Source organism: Pseudoalteromonas sp. AWM4_233, from assembly GCF_056158285.1.
Map to the genome: position 1 here is coordinate 788,569 of NZ_JBSWSZ010000001.1, position 19,987 is coordinate 808,555.

At 41.8% G+C, this 19,987-nt stretch carries 17 protein-coding genes; 8 read left to right on the forward strand and 9 right to left on the reverse strand.

Annotated elements, in window-relative coordinates:
* Positions 1-145 precede the first annotated feature (145 nt).
* The 4 genes from ACXAC4_RS03440 to ACXAC4_RS03455 all read left to right on the forward strand — a co-directional run bounded on the left by ACXAC4_RS03440 (position 146) and on the right by ACXAC4_RS03455 (position 3,969).
* Positions 146-2,707 carry an intermembrane phospholipid transport YdbH family protein gene (locus tag ACXAC4_RS03440; protein ID WP_475159038.1) on the forward strand — a complete coding sequence of 854 codons (2,562 nt, stop codon included), beginning with the start codon at positions 146-148 and terminating at the stop codon, positions 2,705-2,707.
* A 9-nt stretch (positions 2,708-2,716) separates the two neighbouring features.
* Positions 2,717-2,896 (forward strand): YnbE family lipoprotein, encoded by a 180-nt coding sequence (locus ACXAC4_RS03445; protein ID WP_058029035.1) that lies wholly within the window; start codon positions 2,717-2,719, stop codon positions 2,894-2,896.
* 10 nt (positions 2,897-2,906) lie between these two features.
* Positions 2,907-3,227, forward strand: coding sequence for a YdbL family probable chaperone protein (locus ACXAC4_RS03450; RefSeq protein ID WP_058029036.1), 321 nt, complete (start codon positions 2,907-2,909; stop codon positions 3,225-3,227).
* Positions 3,228-3,423: 196 nt separating this feature from the next.
* Complete coding sequence (locus tag ACXAC4_RS03455) at positions 3,424-3,969, forward strand: hypothetical protein (RefSeq protein WP_475159040.1); 546 nt, start codon at positions 3,424-3,426, stop codon at positions 3,967-3,969.
* Between the two features lie 116 nt (positions 3,970-4,085).
* Here ACXAC4_RS03455 and ACXAC4_RS03460 read toward each other — a convergent pair whose 3' ends face one another.
* The gene (locus ACXAC4_RS03460; protein WP_475159042.1) at positions 4,086-5,261 is read right to left on the reverse strand and encodes a DUF3103 family protein; all 1,176 of its coding nucleotides are present in this window, start codon (positions 5,259-5,261) and stop codon (positions 4,086-4,088) included.
* 256 nt (positions 5,262-5,517) lie between these two features.
* On the opposite strand from ACXAC4_RS03460, the gene ACXAC4_RS03465 reads away from it, so the two are divergent.
* Positions 5,518-6,324, forward strand: coding sequence for an NPP1 family protein (locus ACXAC4_RS03465; RefSeq protein WP_475159043.1), 807 nt, complete (start codon positions 5,518-5,520; stop codon positions 6,322-6,324).
* 48 nt (positions 6,325-6,372) lie between these two features.
* Here the strand turns inward: ACXAC4_RS03465 and ACXAC4_RS03470 are convergent, their stop codons facing one another.
* From ACXAC4_RS03470 to ACXAC4_RS03500, 7 genes are all read right to left on the reverse strand, one after another.
* Positions 6,373-6,582, reverse strand: coding sequence for a hypothetical protein (locus ACXAC4_RS03470; protein WP_349287444.1), 210 nt, complete (start codon positions 6,580-6,582; stop codon positions 6,373-6,375).
* An 82-nt stretch (positions 6,583-6,664) separates the two neighbouring features.
* Positions 6,665-7,189, reverse strand: a complete 525-nt coding sequence (locus ACXAC4_RS03475) for a hypothetical protein (protein WP_475159044.1) — start codon at positions 7,187-7,189, stop codon at positions 6,665-6,667.
* Positions 7,190-7,201: 12 nt separating this feature from the next.
* Complete coding sequence (locus tag ACXAC4_RS03480; protein ID WP_475159045.1) at positions 7,202-8,248, reverse strand: YHYH protein; 1,047 nt, start codon at positions 8,246-8,248, stop codon at positions 7,202-7,204.
* Positions 8,249-8,371: 123 nt separating this feature from the next.
* Complete coding sequence (locus tag ACXAC4_RS03485) at positions 8,372-9,709, reverse strand: NAD(P)/FAD-dependent oxidoreductase (RefSeq protein WP_475159047.1); 1,338 nt, start codon at positions 9,707-9,709, stop codon at positions 8,372-8,374.
* A gap of 93 nt (positions 9,710-9,802) precedes the next feature.
* Positions 9,803-11,110, reverse strand: a complete 1,308-nt coding sequence (locus ACXAC4_RS03490; RefSeq protein ID WP_475159048.1) for a hypothetical protein — start codon at positions 11,108-11,110, stop codon at positions 9,803-9,805.
* Between the two features lie 256 nt (positions 11,111-11,366).
* Positions 11,367-12,329, reverse strand: coding sequence for a collagenase (locus ACXAC4_RS03495; protein WP_475159050.1), 963 nt, complete (start codon positions 12,327-12,329; stop codon positions 11,367-11,369).
* Between the two features lie 347 nt (positions 12,330-12,676).
* Positions 12,677-13,822, reverse strand: coding sequence for an alpha-hydroxy acid oxidase (locus ACXAC4_RS03500; protein WP_475159052.1), 1,146 nt, complete (start codon positions 13,820-13,822; stop codon positions 12,677-12,679).
* A gap of 359 nt (positions 13,823-14,181) precedes the next feature.
* Here ACXAC4_RS03500 and ACXAC4_RS03505 point away from each other — a divergent pair, with 359 nt between their 5' ends.
* Entirely contained in the window at positions 14,182-15,309 is a 1,128-nt protein-coding gene (locus ACXAC4_RS03505; protein ID WP_475159056.1) for a DcaP family trimeric outer membrane transporter, read from the forward strand.
* A gap of 98 nt (positions 15,310-15,407) precedes the next feature.
* Here ACXAC4_RS03505 and ACXAC4_RS03510 read toward each other — a convergent pair whose 3' ends face one another.
* The gene (locus ACXAC4_RS03510) at positions 15,408-16,313 is read right to left on the reverse strand and encodes a LysR family transcriptional regulator (RefSeq protein ID WP_475159058.1); all 906 of its coding nucleotides are present in this window, start codon (positions 16,311-16,313) and stop codon (positions 15,408-15,410) included.
* 233 nt (positions 16,314-16,546) lie between these two features.
* Between ACXAC4_RS03510 and ACXAC4_RS03515 the strand changes: the two genes are divergently transcribed.
* Positions 16,547-18,250, forward strand: coding sequence for an L-lactate permease (locus ACXAC4_RS03515; protein ID WP_475159061.1), 1,704 nt, complete (start codon positions 16,547-16,549; stop codon positions 18,248-18,250).
* A gap of 13 nt (positions 18,251-18,263) precedes the next feature.
* Positions 18,264-19,964, forward strand: a complete 1,701-nt coding sequence (gene dld, locus ACXAC4_RS03520) for a D-lactate dehydrogenase (RefSeq protein WP_475159063.1) — start codon at positions 18,264-18,266, stop codon at positions 19,962-19,964.
* Positions 19,965-19,987: the final 23 nt, after the last annotated feature.

Here is a 19,987-nt window from a genome sequence, read left to right on the forward strand (position 1 = left end):
GGCCTTTTTTTGTTGCCTAAAAATGAATGAAATAATATAAGCGAGAAATTTTTTATAACGCCTACATCTGATTACATTTTTGCTGATACAAACATCACAAAAGTAGGTAAAATAGCGGCGTTTAATTCTTATTAGTTAGGGTGCTATGTTTAAAAAGGGATTGCTTTGGGTAAGTGTATTTTTATTCACAGCCCTAATTTGTCTTTATGGATTTAGAAATACATTGGTTGCCAAAATAGCTTCGCCTTATTTGGTTGATGCCAATGTAGAGCTCAGTTGTATAGATTGGTCGCTCACCGGATTGCGCTCTATCAGGGTTGAAAGGGTGTGCATTGAACATTCTGCTGCGTCTATTGAATTAATAAAAGCAGACATTAACCCGTCAAATATTGTTTTAGCAGAGTTGAATATTGCGCTAAAGCCAGCAAAAGAGACAAGCGCTGGAACACCTCAATTTAAACCTCTTAATCTTGTATTACCTGACGAGCGTCCACTGCTAAATGTCAAAAAAATTAGTCTGTCAGGCACTCCATTGATAGAGCCTGTATCAATGAGCCTTAATGAACCAAGCCTCAATCGCTTTAAAATTAATGGTGATCTCATTGGCCAAGTTAACATATCTAAAAATAAGCTAACGCTAAACCAAGTTTCATTAGCAAGTAACGCAATACAAGCCTTTAAGCCTGAGCAAGTCAAGCTCTTAGAAGGTTCGATGAATGCAGCATTTGACGGTCAACAGTTGAAATTTGATGGTGATATTGAAGTGCTGGCTGAGCATCATTTACCTGAGTGCGCGGTGTCAGCAAATTCATTCGGTAATATTAGCGGTGAAGTCGATTTGTTAAATCGAGCGGCAGTTGCTGATTTGAGCCAGCTTACCAACACGGTAAAGGCCTTAGCATGCATTGAGGTATTGCAAACACACTTGCCACAGGGTGTTCAAGCTGCTGACTTAATGGCCGAGCAGGTTACTTTGCAATTACCTAGCGTGTTATCTTTACGTAATAATGTCTTGTCGACAGATCAAGTCATACTTTCAAATGGTGCGCTAACCCAGATTCAATTAGATAATGTAGATGCTGAATTGCTTACCCAGGATTTTAAGTCTCAGTTTAGTTTAAAGCATCAAACAGCATTAATTGGCACATTACAGCTAGATGGGCCTATTGGTATCAGTGGTGAAGCGTTTCAAAGCCAAATATCTGTTAGTTTAATTCAACCTAACACGCCTGCATTTTTTATCGATAACTCACCTATAGAACAAGCGAATATCAAGTTTGATTCAAAGCTTGATGTGAAAGGTAGGCTTGGCGGCGACATATCATTTAAAACAAGTAACCAGCTTGAGCTTCTAAAAATAGAATTTATCGACGGGCAAGGACAAGCACTTAAACTGCCCAAGTTAACACTTAATCTTGATGTAGAGGGTGACCTTTCAGAGCATATAAATGCGATAGCGGATGGGGAGCTGTCACTTTTATCGTTCAGTCATCCTTTGGTTCAGGGGCGAGATCTTAAAGCAAGGTGGCAGTCAAAGCTCATCGATGACGCGATTCAATTTGACGCTGACTGGCAGTTAAAAGGCATTAAGCAAGCAGATAACCAAGTTCAAGGCATAGAACAAAGTTTGAACTTAAAAGGCAGTATACAAGATTTTATGAATACCAGTGTGCTTGCGGTGACAACACACCTTGATGCGATTGTAACTCCTGAACTGCTCGTAGAAGATATGAATATCACTTCTCAAGCTAATTTTAGTGAAGGTATACGCTTTGAGCATGATATTGATGTGTTCGACATGAACCTATCGTTACGCCATGAATTAGTAAATAAAGCGCAGCCTTTTCAGCTTGTCATGATTGAGCAAGACCTTATCGGTTTACAGCCAGTTTTGGAGCAAATAGCGCCTAAATTAAAAATAGAAAAAGGTAGTACTAGTGTTGTGGCAAGTGGGGATTTGGTGTCACAGAATGTTGAGTTTGATGTGCAATTTAACGCGTCAGCCTTGTTTGATACGCATTATATAAGTAATGCATCAGGCAAAATCACCGGGCAGGTCAATTCAGGTGTGATTAATATTCCAAAAACTACAGTGACAATTGACGAGTTTCGTTCAGGTGCTGTGCTAACAAACATTACCGCAGACCTTCAGGCTCAAGATAATCAGGCGTGGTTGAGTGCTATTACGGCAGAGGCGTTTGATGGCTTACTTACAGCGAATAAGGTTCGACTCACACAAGCGCCACAACGCTTTGAAGCAAAAGCTGAAAACTTAGACTTGGCAATTTTAGCTAAAGCGGGTCGCGAAGCGGGCATAACGCTTACTGGGCGAGTGTCGGGTGAGTTGCCTATTGAAGTGCGCGATGGCAAAGTGAGTATCACAGAAGGTAAGCTCTACAATTTAGGAGCGGGCTTGTTGAGTGTGTCAGAAAATGCATCAGTAAATGCACTCAAGGCTCAACAGCCGCAATTGAAGACGGTGATTGGTTTACTGGATAATTTAGATATAGATACGCTGCATAGTGATGTGGCATTAACAGAAGACGGCTGGTTAACATTGGGTGTGAATATTAAAGGCGAAAACAAAAGCCAAGCACAGCCTGTGAATTTTAATTACACGCATCATGAAAACATTTACACCTTATTTAAGGCGTTACGATTAAATGATGAAATTAGTCAACAAGTAGAGAAAGCTTTAACTCAATAGGGGAACACCATGAAGTGGATAGCGGCTTTATTCAGTGCCTTAGTGCTTATGGGATGTACGCACAAGGTACAAGTAGAAACCAAAGAACCAATCACCATTAATTTGAATGTAAAAGTAGATCATGAGATCCGAGTAAAAGTAGATAAAGAGCTAGATGACCTATTTAGCGATGACAGTGAGTTATTCTAAGGAGAACGTTATGAAAAAGAGTGTATTTTTATTGCCAATTTTAGCTTTGAGCTTTGCCTTTTCAGCTTTCGCATTAGATTTAACTGCGGCTAAATCTCAAGGGCTGGTAGGTGAAACTGCATCAGGTTATTTAGCTACAGTTAAAAACAGTGCTGATGCAAAAAGCCTAGTTGATTCAATCAATGCAAAGCGTAAAGCAAAGTATGAACAGTTAGCGAAAAAACACGGTATTACCTTAGCGCAGGTCGAACAACAAGCTGGCAAAAAAGCATTGCAAAAAACAGCCAAAGGCCACTTTGTAAAAGTAAATGGCAAGTGGGTTAAGAAGTAATAGTCTGAAAGCTAGAAGCTAGAAGCTAGAAGCTAGAAGCTAGAAGCTAGAAGCTAAAAGCACAGTGAGCAAATAAAATACTCGCCCTGTGCTTTTTTATTGCTTAAATTTTATTTATTCAAACTATTTTCAAAACCGCCGCGACTAACCTTTCAAACACTGATTAACAATGACATCAACAGGAAAGGTGACTGCCATGAAAATTCAAGCCCTCATATCCGTATTAAGCAGCGCAGCTTTAACAGCATGTGTTGCTGCCAATGCTGCACCTGAGAAACAAGCAGACTCAGATTACCGCATCCAAGTATTTAAAGACTGTGAAAAAGTAAAAGATATGCCTATGTCTGAATCACAGATTTCTGCCTATAAGGCACTGCAAAACATCGAAGATACAATGACAGGGCTTGAAAAGCCCGTACGCGATATGGATGAAGAGCTAGAAGTGTATCAAGAGCAGTTAGAAAAGCTAGCTGATGCTGTCACTTATGAAGATGACAATGTGCTAAAAATCGATAAGCAGAAGTTACGAGAGCAAAAGCAGCTAGCACGTAAAATAGAGCAAATAGTGAGACATCATGAAGCCGATATTCGTGCAATCGAAAAAGAAGCGAGAAGAATTGAAGCGGCGTCAATGCGTTTTGAGCGAGCAATAAAACCCAGTCTCGAAGGCTTAGAACACGATCAAGTACAAATTATTAATCGCAAGACAGCAAAGCCTTATAGATGTTACCAACATGGTTAAATAAAAGTTATTTGTACAATAAGAAAAGGCCTTAAACATTAAATTAAGGCCTTTTACAGTTAGAGTAGGGAGTCTAGCTGCTAGTTTTAAAGTTTATGTTTTCAAACCATTGTTTATTAATTTCTAGGATTAATTGTCAGCGGTGTTAAGGTGATTCTTGCGTTATTGCTGGCGCCCATATGATTGCTGTAGGTTTGACCCTCAAATAGTGTGTAGAACACATCTAGGTAATCATCATCATTACTAAACCAGTGACTTGGCATGGCTTTAATTAACTGGTTAGTTAATTGCGGAATAATTGCATAGCCTTGTACATTCGGGTCTGGTATTGCGCGCATCACCTGAGTAACAATATCTAAAAATGTCGTCGCCAAGTCTTGATAGTTAGTATTGTCATCTTGCTCCATCAACAAGACATCGGCAGCCTGCCATCGGTAGCGCTCCCAATGGATCAGAATTTGGTTTGGCGTATAGTCAGTGCCATCATGATCTAGGTATGGCATATCGACGATGTCTAAGATTGGCTCATTACGAGATGGACTTACGCCAGTCACCACCGCATAGACTTCTGCTTTACCAGAGATCCAAGGCTCTTCATCATCATTCAAGCGAATTCTATCGAGCTTTGATGTAGAGATAGATGACGCTTGCATTGTTTGCTGTGCCATAAATTCCGCTGCAGGCTGATTGCGTGCTTGCTCAAAAATAGACTGCATAACAGCAAGGCCTTCTTTTTTAACTTGCTGACCGTCTAATTCTAAGATCAGAACAGGTTGAGAGGGCATAGTATGCGCATCTAGCAGATGTACATTGCCCTCAGCGTCAAATGCTTCAATGTATATCCAATCTTTGTCATCGCCTTTAGGTGCAAATGCAATAAGGGGTTGTTGGCCGTCTTGCCATTGCTCAAGCATCTTTTCAGAGGCAAGTCTAAGTTGGTAAAGGTTAGTGCTTTCTTGTTCCAAGCCTTTTAGAGAACGCGTACGAGCGTTGGCGCTTTGCATCAACTGCTGATTATTTTGGGTTAAATGCAGTTTGCTTAACTTAGCAGTGTGGTTTTTATTAAGCATGTTTAACCAATGCTTATTTTGTGATTTTAAGTCTCTCGCGACATTGCTCGCCAGTACGCGCTTGATGTCAGTGACCTGCATTGCGCTGTGGTTGAACTGGTCAATTATGTCGAGCTCAGGGTGTGGAGAGAGCGCATTTGTGGTTTTAATTAGGTCTGCTGAAAAGCTGGAAAAGCTTGCTAATAATGAGCCCATTAAGGCTGTTTTAATTAAGTGATTCATAAGATTTCCTTGAAATAATCCGTGTCTATGTTGTTCACAACACCCATCGAGGTGTAACGATAAAATAGAGTAACAACTTTACATCGTCAATTTATTTATAACATTTATTTTACATTGTGCTGTTTTAGGAATAAGGGGTTAGATGGAGTTCTTAATAAGAGTAGGGTTTTTATGTCGATTTCTGAGTTAGGAAAATAAATTTTAAATGTAACAAAATTGTTGTATTTTTATTTTGGGTTTTTTAAGGATAATCAATATGACAACACCAAAGACACTTCTGTTACACAGTGTAAGCCTCATTGTGACTTATGCGTTAAGTTCGACCAACCTTATGGCGAATGACTTTGCCGCTTTAGATGAAGCATTGCCCGCTTCGTACGTTATCAATGGTACAGAACCTATCTTCGATTTTGATGGTGATGGTTGCTTGCCGAGCGCAGGTATAAGCCGTGCAGGGCAGCAAAATGCCGGGTTGAAAACATCAGGCAGTTTAGGCGGAAACTGTCGAGACACTTGGTTTCTTAATACCTCTAATACCGTACACCGTTATGCGTGCAAAGATACCCCAAGTGGGCAGTATTGCGCACATTTCTATGCACTTTATTTTAAAAAAGATCAGGTATTTTCATACTTTGGCGGAGGGCATCGTCATGATTGGGAATATGCAGCTGTATGGACCAAAGACGGATTAGTGACGCACGGCAGTTATAGTGCGCATGGAGACTTGTTTACTAAGCCTTTATCTGAGCTACCTATGGAAAATGGCCATTTAAAAGTTGTTTATCACAAAGATGGTATTCTGACTCATGCGCTTCGATTTGCCAAAAGCAATGAAGTTGCTGAAACAGCATACAATCGCTTTGTAACTCCCCCAATTATTAGTTGGTACGAAATGCAGGGGGATGGGATTGATAATCAGGGACTTCGAGATAAGCTGAATCAGTATGACTATGGTTCAGCAACTTTGCCTGTAAAAGACAGCCGTTTTTTATATAACTTAAACCGTTTTAAACCTGAAGGTTACCCTATATTTACAGAACAAGATGCGCAGAATTCTAAATAAAAATTCTTCAGAGTTACAAAGAGGGAAGCCACTGGCTTCCCTTACTACTTAGTAATTAGGCAAGCAGATCTTATCTATTGCAGAATAACAGTTATTCCCAGTTGGGCAACCCAAGAATGCTGCTGTATCACAACCTACAGAGTAACAAGCACCTTGTGTTGCAGTACCACCTGCAACTTGAGGGGTTTGGTTGTGCGCGATTGTTTTTGCATCTTTACTTAGCTGTTTTATGGTTTTCTTTTGTAGCTTAATTTTCATCTTAGTCTCCTTGTATTAATCAAGCTTCTTTACTATGTCACTTGAGTATAAAAATGTAAATAAAGAGTTGCTTTTTGGTTTTTTACTCTCCTAATGTGTGTGAAGAATATGCATTATTGAGCGTGAATATTTGCTTTGAGTTGCTACCTTTCACTGTTGTGGTGATGGTTAACTTTTCATTTTGAGTTAAGTTATTTAACAGTGATGTATGTAAAGAAACGCCATTCTTAAAAGAGGTCAAGAACTTACCAATCACAACAATTTGCTCAATTTGATTGTTATTCACACTATGACTTCGCTGAGGGGCTAACATCACACCGCTTAAAAACGTTTTTTGGTTATTACCCTTTATATATACTGAGTCTGTAATGTATTGAATCATTGCTTTTTGCTGAGACTTAATTTCTTTAAAGGTAAGTGCTTTGTCACCGTTCTTATCAAAGTGAGTGAAAGCTGATACAGGCAAAGACAAAACTAAATACCCTCCAGATGGCTCGAAATTTAACGTGCCTTTGTTAGGTGCCATCAAATGAGCTTGCGTGTTATTACTAAAAGCGCCCAGTAAAATTCCAATGAGTGCAAAGCACAATCTGAGTTTCATAGTCATATTTAGCCTCTTTTATAGTTCGCCTTTTACGCAGCGCTGAAAATACGGGTAGGTATCTGTGGCGTAGTAATGATAAATGCCTTCAGGGAATTCAGGCGTTACACCAAAGCGGCCATTACATTCGTCTAGGTCTCCTGAGCCTGCTACATATTGCCAATCTTCGGCAAAGGTGCCTAAAGGGTATACTTCAACAGGAGGGCGACTGGCGCTGATATTCTCAATCAACTGAAAGCTGCCTGTGATTACTTTTATTGGCGAATTAGCATTGCCAGCTTCGCTAAAGCCATATCGTGCGTATATAGGAAAGCCGTCAGCCGCCCAGCCAATTAAAGTCATGGTTGTGTTATTACCACCTCTTAGCGTTATAAATCCTTCAGGCATCCCATGGTAATGATAGGCACCACCAGGTTGCACATGGGCGTTATTGTCGTCAGTGCCGAAGTTGAAACTGGTTTGTCCCAGCGCTTCGATATGCCAACTCCCCTCATTGCCAATTAGACTACAGTTATTACCAGAATCATCACAGGTGCCAGCAGTATTGGCGTCAATTTTTACGCCATTTAAAACATAGCCAGTTGCACCGCGAGGGCCACCTAAAGTACTTGCTGTTGTGCTTTCACTGGGGGTCAGAGTGTAAGCGATTGAGACGTTTTGCTCACTGATTTCATTGGGGTTATTGGCATTGGGGAATTGCCCCGTAGCGTGGTCTGGTAGACCATTGGCAGTTAGTGTTCGATTACTGCCATCACATGACCACTGCGCGTTGCTGGTGGCTTGGACAGAAGCTGAATCATTGTATTCATTGTAATAATAATCACATAGCACCCCGTCAGTAGAACCATTTATAGACGCAGTACCATTGTCTGTTTCGTTATTGGAAGAAGTGCTGTTGTCAGAGTCTGTAGAGCTATTAGAATCACTACTCGTGTCGTCACTAGCTGATGAGGTGTCAGCTATGATTTCATTATTGCTGTCAGAACTACCGCAACCAAATAGTGTAAAAGTGGTTGCTAATAGAAGGAGATACTTAGGTGTTATGAGATTGGTCAGTTTCATCATAATCACTCCTATAGGTAAAGCTTCAATTAGATTATGAATCAACTGTAGGTATCAATTGTGCAGCAAATGTGCACAAAGTGTCAGTCTTTTGCAAAGCCATAGACTGACACAAAAATTTATATGCTAACCGAGTTTATCTTTTAACTGTGCATATTGATAATACCCCCATTGCCCAAATCGTCTGAGACTAGGAAATGGTAAATAAGGTAAGGGTGTTCGATACAAAGGCAAGTTTGGCACTGTGACTCCCGCGATTTGTTGCGCTAGTCGGTATGCGGCCTGTGCACTAAAAGAGACGCCTGCACCGCAATACCCAAGCGTATAGCCAATATTGCCTTGCACAGTGACATGAGGCATATCATCAAGGGCAGCTGCAATATAGCCATGCCAATAATAGTCGTGATTGATGTTGCTTAGAGTCGGGAAGCAATCAGCCAGGCCTTTCTTTAGATTATTTAAATAGGTTGGCTTATTTTGATCTTTGGCAAAAATTGCACCACGGCCGCCAAATAACAAGCGATTATCGGGCAATAAACGGTAATAGTATTTTAAGGTGCGCGTATCCATCGTCACTTGGTGGGTTTTTAGCCCTGAGCTTTGAAGTTGGTCTTGAGTAAGTGGTTTTGTCACCATTATGCTACTGAGAATAGGCAGATAGCGGTTATTAATAACTGGCGAAGTTACCTTACTGTTATAGGCGTTCCCGGAGATCACCAACTTTTTGGCTTGGATATTAAAGCCATTGGCTTTAAGGGTAATATCGCTACCTGTGTCATTAATATCGCTTGCCAGTGTATGCTCATATATTTTAACGCCAGCCTCCATGGCCATTTTTTTATAACCCAGTACAAGCCTAAGCGGGTGAATACCAAAGCCATCGGGTAAACGCATCGCACCATAGGCTTGTTTGTTGTGCATATAGTTAGCTTCTAATTCATCAGTAGACAAAAATTCAGCATCACTCGAAAGGTGTTTTTGTAAGAATTCAGCTTGTGCTTTAAGACCTGCAAAGGCCTGCTGGTTATGCGCTATTTTTAGATAGCCTTTTGGTTGCGGGTCACACTCGATCTGTTGGCTTTGAATGAGATCTTCAACCCGTTGTACCGCTTCTGTAAATTCGCCATAAATGCCTTGGCAAACATCCATGCCCCATTGATTTGCCATTTGCGGATAACTTAAACGGCCCGAGCCTTTTAGTACAAAACCTGCATTTCGAGCACTGGCACCAAAACCGACTTGATTCGCTTCAAGCACTATACACTCTTGTTGATGCTCAGTTGCTAAGTAATAGGCGGTGAGTAAACCGCTAAAACCGCCACCAATGATAACGACATCGCAATTTGTGTCAGACGCGATAGCTGGCAGTAATTCTGGCAATGCTTGGGTACGGGCCCAATAACTTGGGGCGAAGGCTTGGTTTTGGCAGTGTTGTGCGCTGATAGGATCGTAATATTTACTCATGATTTATTGTTGTTTGAAGAATAAAAGCACTGAGCAGTGTATTACTTGAAAGGAGAGAAGTAAAAGGCCACGAATGTGGCCTTTATTAGATGCTTAGTCTAGTGCTGCACCTAAATCTATATATACGTAATTACTGAATTTATCTTTTGCAATGTGATTACCTTGAAGCCTTTCCTCCAATAAAGCATCAACACTTTTCTTATCTGTAGGGTTGCCAGCATAGCCTGATAAAAAGATATCAAGCTGCTCAAGAGTCGCGTTGCCTGCAGGTTCAGGGAATACAGAGCCAAATGATAAGTCTGGTACTTTACCACTGATATAGCCGCTAATATTCATATCAAATCGTGTCTCTGCTGCATCATCAACTAAGAAGCTGAAATCAATTTCAACATTTGTTAGGCGATCATCAACAGAGCTAAAGTCGTAGCTCAAGTCGCTGGCACTAGCAAAGGCTATAATATCGGCGCTAAGATCTGGTGATATGACAGGTAGCTCAGTAAGATCAAATGTGCCATCATTATTTACTCTACTACGAGCTTGACTTGCCATACGAACGCTCACTTCACCTACAGAACTTCGCTCGTTAAAGTATTGTCTGTAAAAGTTATGCTCTGTTAGTGTAGGGAAAATAAACGTAGGAGTGAGTTGGTCAACAGTTCTAAATTGGTAGAATCTAAAACTCTCAATTGTTTCAAAATATCCAGACGTTGTTATAGTTTCAGTACCAGCACTGACTTGGTGGTCAACTGCAATGCCTTGATGGGTAAAGTCAGCATCAGTGAGCTTGATTGTTTTTGTATTAGTTGGAACAGCGGTTATTGTTGCTTTTGCTTCATTTAGGTCATTTGCAACAACAGAAAAGTAGATGTTTTCATCTCCACATACACTAACCGTGTCAGTAACAGGAAAATAATAGCCACCATAGAGAGAGTAGCCAGATTGTGTATATGAAAGCTCACTGGTGTCTAAAGTGTAGTCTTCACAGCTGCAATCAGATTTATATCGGGTGAAATAGAACGCTCCTAAATCACTTCTGTTTTCGATATCTAAAACGGTGCGAATTTTCTTATACTCACCATCATCCAACTCAACTTCATCACCTAATACTGAAACGTGTTTAGTGTCTTTTGGTACTTCACCTGAAAAAACACCTTCAGCATTGGTTTTAGCTGTGCCTACAGGTTTACCTGCTTCGTTATGAAAAACGATGTCGGTTGCATATGGCGTTTCTGTTTGGCAAGAGTATGTGTAGGCCTCTAATGATATTTTTTGAAGTGGTTCAGTAACACCACCACTACCTGTGCCTTGAGATGGTTTATCATCACCAGATGAACCGCCACCACACGCCGTTAAAGTAAGTGCTAATGCTGCTGCAAGAGGAGTGAGTAGATATTTTTTCATTATTTGTCTTTTATTTTGTTTTTATTGAATAAATTATCTCACTTTCGAATGTTGGGTGAAAGAACGTAGATAATTTGGAATGTGATGAAATGTAAACAAAGAATGAAAAGGCAAGGTGTTATGGAGGCTGATGTGGATTAGAAAAATAAGGTGCAGAGTATAGACCTAGGCATACTGCACCTTATTGGATCGACACTTAAAAGTGTTACTTGGATCAAAAGAGGTTAACCAAGCTTAAGCAGGTAACTGCGTTTGCTTATTTGGTTGCGACCGTATCTAACCAAGCATGAAAGTCAGCGTCCATGCTGGTACCCCAATTTTTTACGATTTTTTGATAGCGCGGGTAATCGCCGCGACGCACATGAAATAGCATCTCTTCAACTTTATCGCGTTGTTTTTCCATCATGTAACGCACAGCTAAATAACCCCAGCGATAGATGCGGTTGGTATTCCAGTTTGCGCTGTTGTTATAAAACAATTCGCTCAGTTGATAGGTCTTTTCGCCGGCCAATGCTAGTGCTCGCGGGTTATTGTTCATGTGTGCAACATATTCACCTAGCCCTTCGCCCCACCAAATCAAATAAGGTGGCTCAGCAGCGGGTTCTGGACAGTATTCCGGACCATAATGGTTATCATGAGGCGGCGCGCAGTAATCACCATAAGTATTAAAACGACCATCTAAATAGTGCACGAACTCATGGTTTAAGTTCCATACGGTGCCTTTTTTCAAGTACGCCACGTACTCGGCGCTGTTGTCTGCTAAATGCGGTAATCCTTCGAGGTACATGCCGCCATTGTTAGAGGGGACGTCAAAATGATCGGTGACATACTTTACATAGTCTTCACGGCTGGCGTAAATATTGGCGCGCAATACATCATTGTTGTCATGAAGCAGGGGCTTACCACGCGTATTGAATAGAGTGTGAAAACGCTTTTCTGTTTCTAGCAGTAATTTACAAGAATCTTCGATATTTTGCTGCGACATGGCTTGGAAGCGTAAAACCAAGTTGTCGGCGCAGTAATGCTGATTTGCAAGCACTTGGTTGATTTTCGCTTCATTGCGTTTCCAAGCTGGAATATAGACTTCACCTTCTTTAACGACATTGCCATATGCCAGCTTTACTTTACTGTAATCTTCGACAGCGGCTGGTTGCTCTGTAGTTTGACAGCCTGCAAGCACGGCAAGCGATAGGACCGCGGTTATTATTTTTGCTTTCATTGCTTCAAGTATCCAAATGCTTAATGTGAATTTTGTATACATTATACTTATTTTAATTTTGAATACAGCAAAGAAAGTCGATTATTTAGTTTTTTATACCAATTCTCTTAATTAAGTGATCTATTTTGAGGCGAGGAAAACTTGTCGATAGCAAGGTAAAAATTTTGCTATTTAGTTGTTCTAAATAAGAAATATTTAACGAAGCAAGCGGCAGTTTTAGTCCCTAAAAATGATTAAGTATTAGTGAGGATTGGTATTACATATTTTGAAGCACAAAAAAGCCAACCTAAAAGGTTGGCTTGAGTTTCATAATGCAAGTATGACAACGTGTTATGAATTTTTTGAAACTACCTGAACCTTAAATTTTTTCGAGAAAGCTCAGAAATAGACTTACACCCCATTAGGCGCATATCTCGAATGAGCTCTTCTTGCATAAGTCCGAGTGCGCGTTCGACACCAGGTTGACCAGCAGCGGCAAGCGGGTATAAATACATACGACCAATGCCCACGGCTTTTGCACCCAGTGAAAGCGCTTTTAAAACATGAGTACCGCGTTGAATACCGCTGTCGAAAAGTACATCAATTTTATCGCCGACGGCATCGACGATTTCAGCTAATTGATCGAATGAGCTGCGAGCGCCATCGAGTTGGCGACCGCCATGGTTGGAGATCACAATCCCCGTGCAGCCAATATCAACTGCGCGTTTGGCATCTTCAACGGTCATAATGCCTTTCAGGCAAAACTGGCCATCCCAAAACTTCACCATTTCAGCTACGTCGTCCCAGTTCATGGTTGGGTCGAGCATATTTGTGAAGTAGTCACCAATAGAGCTGGTGCTGCTACCCATTTTTATGTGGGCATCAAGTTGCGGCAGACTGAATTTTTCGTGGAATACGTAGTTCAACCCCCACATTGGTTTAATGGCGAACTGGATCAAGCCTGCCAGTGTTAAACGAAACGGAATTGAAAACCCTGTGCGCAAATCGCGTTCACGGTTGCCACCTGTGATTGAATCAACAGTTAGCATCATCACTTCGACTCCTGCCGCTTTGGCACGCTCCATCATGGCGCGGTTTAGCCCTCGGTCTTTGTGAAAATAGAATTGATAAACTTGAGGCGTCGAGGTTTGCTGGGCAATCTCTTCTAAACTGACGGTGCCAAGTGAAGACACGCCAAACATGGTACCGTATTTTTCAGCGGCTCCCGCAGTTGCGCGCTCACCTTGATGATGAAACAGTCTTTGTAGCGCGGTGGGTGAGCAATACACTGGCATCTCGAGCTTTTGGCCCATGACAGTGACAGATAAATCAATATCTTCGACCCCAGTTAGTACGCTTGGTAGTAAATCACAGCCTTCGAACGCCTCAGTATTGCGACGATAAGTAGTCTCGTCGTCAGCGCCACCATCGATGTAATTAAAGATTGGTCCGGGCAAGCGTTGCTTTGCCAGTTTTCTAAAGTCTTGAAAGTTGTAGCATTGATTAAGGCGCATAACAGGTGTCCTAAGTGTTATCAGAAGTATGAGCACTGCTGTGTTTTGCGAAGTGTATGGCTGAAAACCGCCAAGCGTTAATAGCAATAATAGAAAAGCATTTTTGCCAAATTGGCAACCTAACCATGTTAAATGGTTTAACAAACAGCTGAACAGAACTCATGACGCTAACTTAATCTTCGATAAAGACTCGGTTTAATGTTAATGATTTGCTCAACCAACTCATCAGGAGATTTCTCTATTTTGTTCTTTTTGGAAAAAGTCTTTGGCTTTATGTCCATTTATCGAAAGGTTAGCTGCCCGTAAATTTTCTCCCGACAACAAACATATAACAATAAACCTAAACTGAGGAGTGCGTGGTGAAACATTTATCAAGTAAAGTCGTTTTAGGGTTAGGTGCATGTGCACTGAGCCTAACATCACAAGCGCAAGCTGTAGAAATACTGAACGTTAAACAGGGTGAAAAACAAACTAAGGTGTCAATTGGCGGTTACGGTAAGGTCGATATTCGTCATGTCTCTGGTGATGTGGCTTATCAAGATTATTGGTTAGCAAACTTTCCTGGAGGTGCTGCACAAGATACCTCGCATACGGCATTTAATGTTAAAGAGTCTCGAGTGAATTTAACTGTGCAGCATGGCGACATTAGAGGCTTTGTTGAGATGGATTTCTATGGTGGCGGTGGTAACGAAGTAGTAAGTAATTCATCAAACCCACGCTTAAGGCATTTATATATTCAGTATAAAAACTGGATGGCAGGTCAAAACTGGACCACCTTTATGCCATTGCATGCACTGCCAGAATCACTTGATTTCGGTGGCCCACATGCCGGTGAGGTTTTTATTCGTCAAACTCAACTGAGATACACCCATGGAGCTTGGCAGTTTGCCATTGAAAACCCAGAGACCAATGGTGACGGAGATGTCGGCAGTAGTGTCAGTGGTGTGGGCGTGACGGGTGCTCAGGCAGATAAAGATGAATCGCTACCAGATTTTATTGCCCGTTATAACCATAAAGCGGATTGGGGCATGGTATCTGTGGCTGGCCTGTTACGCCAAGTTGATCAAGGCGGTTTAGATAAAACGGCGACTGCATTTAATATCGCGGCCAAAATTAACACTGTTGGCAAAGATGATCTACGTTTTCAGGTAACCAGTGGAGACGCTGGGCGCTATGTTGCAGCGGGCATTACCCCTGACATAGTCACCGCAGAGGGTAAGCAAGCAGCCGAAGTCGAAAGTACGGTGGCCTATGCGATTGCATATAGGCACTTTTGGACGCCAAAGTTACGTTCATCGGTGTTTTACGGCAGTGCCTCAACAGATGTGCTTGAGCGCAAACGCAGTCATTTTGGCGTGAACTTGATCACCAGCTACAACGAATACTTAGATTTAGGAGTTGAGCTAGGTAACTTTAGTGTTGACGACGAAGGCATGCAGAGTATTGACTCAAATTACTTACAATTCAGTGCCAAGCTAAAGTTCTAACTAAAGGTTTTAATTAAAAGTTCTAAGCGTAATTTATAAGCGCGCTTTTTAAGCAAAAAGTTCTATAAGTTAGTTTAAAGTAAAAAGAGTATCTTCATTTAATAAAGATACTCTTTTTTTGCTAAATACGCGTCACGCAGATGCTCTACGAGCAGGTTAAGCTTTTTGTCTGGCTGGCGCGATTTTGGATAGACCGCATACACGCCAAGCTCTTTTGCCGTGTAATCGGCTAGCAAAGAAACCAACCTGCCTGACATTAAATCATCATGAACCAGTGCACGAGGTAAATAAGCAATACCAAAATTAGTTGCGGCAGCATCGCGAATGGCCGCAAGACTATTGGTATAAAAGCGACCTTGTACTTGCACGTTTGCCTCTACACCTTCTTGTTGGAAGAGCCAGTTGTCAGGGCCAACGCCTTCATATTTGTAAATCAAACATTCATGATCTAGTAGGTCATTGGGTTTATGAGGAATACCATGCTGATTTAAGTAGCTTGGGCTGGCACATACAATCCACTGTGAATCAATAAGTCTTCTTGCCACCAAAGAAGAGTCTTCAAGAAAAGCGGTTCTGATTGCTAAATCAAAGCCTTCATCAAGAATATTGACCAATCGATTGCTGACATGAAGTTCAACCTCAACATCAGGGTAGAGTTGGCAAAACTCAGCAATGGCTTTACTCAGTAATAGATTGGCAGAGACAGATGGCACAGTCACGCGAATTTTACCGCGTACAGCATCACCATAGCCTGTCACTGTATCTTGTGCATCTTGCAATGCTTGTTTGGCTAAGCGCGCTTTACCGTAGAGGGCTTGTCCTGCATCAGTTAAGCTGAGTTTGCGCGTTGTACGATACAATAATTGTACATTTAAGGCTTTTTCTAAACGGCTGATCCGTTTGCTTACCACAGAATTGGTCATCTCAAGTTTTTCAGCGAGTTTAGAAAACGAGCCTTCATCAACGACTTGAACAAACAAGAAAATATCATCAGATTTAACCATAAATACACCTAACAGCCTCTTTCAACAATGTTGATTATGTCAAAAAAGGAAAAAAACATTCTCTTTAATGAATATATATTAATAGTTAACAGAGTTGTACATTTCTATAAATTTTGTTTACTCGATGCTTAATTAACCTGAGCTTTGGTTAAGTACAAATAATTATATAAATCACAAATAAGCACGTTGTGGGTAAGTAAAACAATAAAAACTAGACAACAAGAGAAAGTAATATGAACGAATTAACACTAGGTGCATTGGCTTTATTGCCAATTGCATTAGCAGCTCTGCTGCTGGTGGGCCTGAGTTGGCCTGCGAAAAAAGCCATGCCTGTGGTGCTAGCAACGACTGCCGCACTGGCGCTCTTTGTATGGGATATGTCAACTAATCGCGTGTTAGCGTCAATTCTACAAGGCTTAGGGATCACCTTCTCTATCTTGTGGATAGTTTTTGGCGCAATTTTTTTATTGAATATGCTAAAGCATACGGGGGCCATTGGCGTCATCCGTGAAGGTTTTATGCACGTCTCGCCCGATAGACGTGTTCAAGCAATTGTGATTGCATGGTGCTTCGGCACGTTTATAGAAGGCGCCTCTGGCTTTGGTACGCCAGCGGCAATTGCCGCGCCATTATTGGTTGCAATCGGCTTTCCAGCTTTAGCAGCGGTGTTAATGGGCATGATGATCCAAAGTACGCCGGTCTCTTTTGGTGCTGTGGGCACACCTATTATCATCGGTGTAAATAAAGGGTTAGATACCACAGCAATTTCTGAACAGCTTGCGACTCAAGGCTGGACGTGGGAGCAATATCTGCAGCTCATTACCACCAATGTTTCAATTATTCATGCCATTGTGGGCACTGTGATGCCACTATTTATGGTGATGATGCTGACACGTTTTTTTGGACAAAACAAAAGCTGGAAAGAAGGTCTTGAGGTGTTACCGTTTGCTATTTTTGCAGGTTTTGCCTTCACCGTTCCTTATGCATTAACTGGTGTTTTTCTCGGTCCTGAATTTCCATCGCTCCTTGGCGGTTTAGTGAGTATTGCCATTGTTGTTACCGCCGCGAAAAAAGGGCTTTTAGTGCCGAAAACACAATGGGATTTTGCGAATAAAGAGACTTGGCCTAAACAGTGGTTAGGCAACCTAGAGATTAAAGCTGAAAACATCAGCGGTAGTCGTTCAATGTCTATCGTCGTGGCTTGGGTGCCTTACTTAATCGTTGCGGCTTTATTAGTTTGTTCTCGTGTATTTACAGAATTTAAAGGGCTTTTAACTGGTTTGAGTATCAGCTTCAGTAATATTCTCGGTGAAACTGGGGTAAGCGCTTCTTTTGCCCCTTTATATTTGCCAGGTGGATTAATGGTGATTGCTGCTTTGGTGGCGCTCATTTTACAAGGTCAGTCGGGTCAAAAAGGTCAAATCGTGCGAAATGCATTTGGTGAATCGACTAAAACCGTGATCAGTGCTGGCTTTGTTTTAATGTTTACTGTGCCCATGGTTCGCCTATTTATTAATTCAGGTGTGAACCTATCCGATTTACCTAGTATGCCAATGGCCAGTGCCCAGATGTTTGCCACTTGGTTTGGTGAGGCTTTTCCCCTTGTAAGCCCAACCATTGGTGCACTAGGTGCCTTTATTGCTGGCTCTAATACCGTATCAAATATGATGTTTAGCCAATTTCAGTTTGAAGCGGCAATGAGTTTAGGGTTATCGCCAGCATTAATTATCGCAGCGCAAGCAGTGGGGGCTGCGGCAGGTAACATGATTGCCATTCATAATGTGGTCGCGGCAAGTGCAACAGTTGGCTTATTGGGTCAAGAAGGGGCCACACTCAGACGCACAATCGTGCCAACCTTATATTATGTTTTGGCGTCAGGCGCCTTAGTGATGACTGCCTTATATGTTTTGAATATTGCAGGACCGTTAAGTCATTAAAATGGAGAAGAATATGAACAACCAGCAGCTATTGGCCGCTTTGAGCAAAGTGTTAGGCAGCGAGAATATACAAACTCAAGCAAATAAAACCGAGCACTATAGAACGGGCTGGCGCTCGGGTGGCGGTAGTGCGCTGGCTGTTCTATTTCCGCAAAATTTATTAGCATTTTGGCATGCGCTAGAACTCTGTGTCGAAGCTGACTGCATAATGATAATGCAAGCGGCGAATACCGGTTTAACCGAAGGGTCAACGCCTTCGAGTGACGGCTATGATAGAGACATCGTGATCTTTAACACTTTGGCAATGGATGACTTAGTGGTGCTAGAGCAGGGTAAACAAGTGTTGAGCTTTCCCGGCACTACGTTACATAAGTTAGAAAAAACCTTGAAGCCTTTGGCAAGAGCGCCACACTCGGTGATTGGCTCTTCCTGTTTAGGGGCATCGATTGTTGGCGGGGTGGCAAACAACTCAGGTGGCGCATTGGTAAAGCGTGGGCCAGCTTATACTGAGTTGTCACTCTTTGCCCGTGTAGATGAAAAAGGCCAATTGCATTTAGTGAATCACTTAGGCATTGAATTGGGTGAAACGCCAGAAGAGATCTTAAAGAACCTGATGTCGGGTAACTTCGCTCACAACAACCTGGTTACCGATAAATCAGCCAGTGCGACCGATTATGAAGGCTTATTACGCGATGTAGACGCTGATACGCCGAGCCGATTTAATGCCGATACCTCAAAACTTTATGAGGCCAGTGGTTGTGCAGGAAAAATAGCTGTATTTGCAGTGCGCCTAGATACCTTTGAAGTACCGAATCAGGAACAGACATTCTATATTGGTACTAATGACCCTAAAACTTTAAGCGATTTACGACGTCACATATTATCTGAATTTCAAAATTTGCCAGAAGTGGGAGAATACCTGCACTGCGAAATCTTCGATATTGCAGAAAAGTATGGCAAAGATACTTTTTTAAGCATTCAGCACTTAGGCACCGATAGATTACCTAAGTTGTTTGCCTTAAAAGGGCGGTTAGATGCGACTTTTAAAAAGTGGCGCTTTATGCCAAGCAATTTCACCGACAAGGTGATGCAGTTGACAAGCTACTTATTCCCACAGCATTTACCCAAGCGCATGCTCGAATTTAGAGACAATTATGAGCATCACTTAATCTTAAAAATGAGTGATGGTGGTATTGCCGAAGCCAAACAATTTCTAAAGTCATACTTTACTCAAAACCCGCAAGCGGGCGGGTATTTTGAATGTACGCCCGATGAAGCCAGTAAGGCATATTTACAACGTTTTGCAGCGGCAGGTGCTGCTATTCGCTATCAAGCATTACATGAAGATAAAGTTGGAGACATTTTAGCGCTCGATATTGCCCTACGTAGAAATGACTTTGATTGGGTTGAGCAGTTGCCAGAAGACATTGCTAGTCAGGTCGATAAGCGCCTTTATTATGGGCATTTCTTCTGCCATGTATTTCATCAAGACTATGTGCTGAAAAAAGGTGCGGATGCTAAGAAAGTGAAAGCGCAAATGTTGGCACTACTTGATTCTCGAGGTGCTAAGTACCCGGCTGAGCACAATGTCGGTCATCTTTATGAAGCCGAAGAAGATGTAAAAGCTTTTTATCGAACGCTCGACCCGACCAACCGCTTTAACCCAGGGGTGGGTAAGATGGAAAAGCATAAACGAAATTGTTCATGTTGCTGAACCTTTGAAACACATTATAGGCA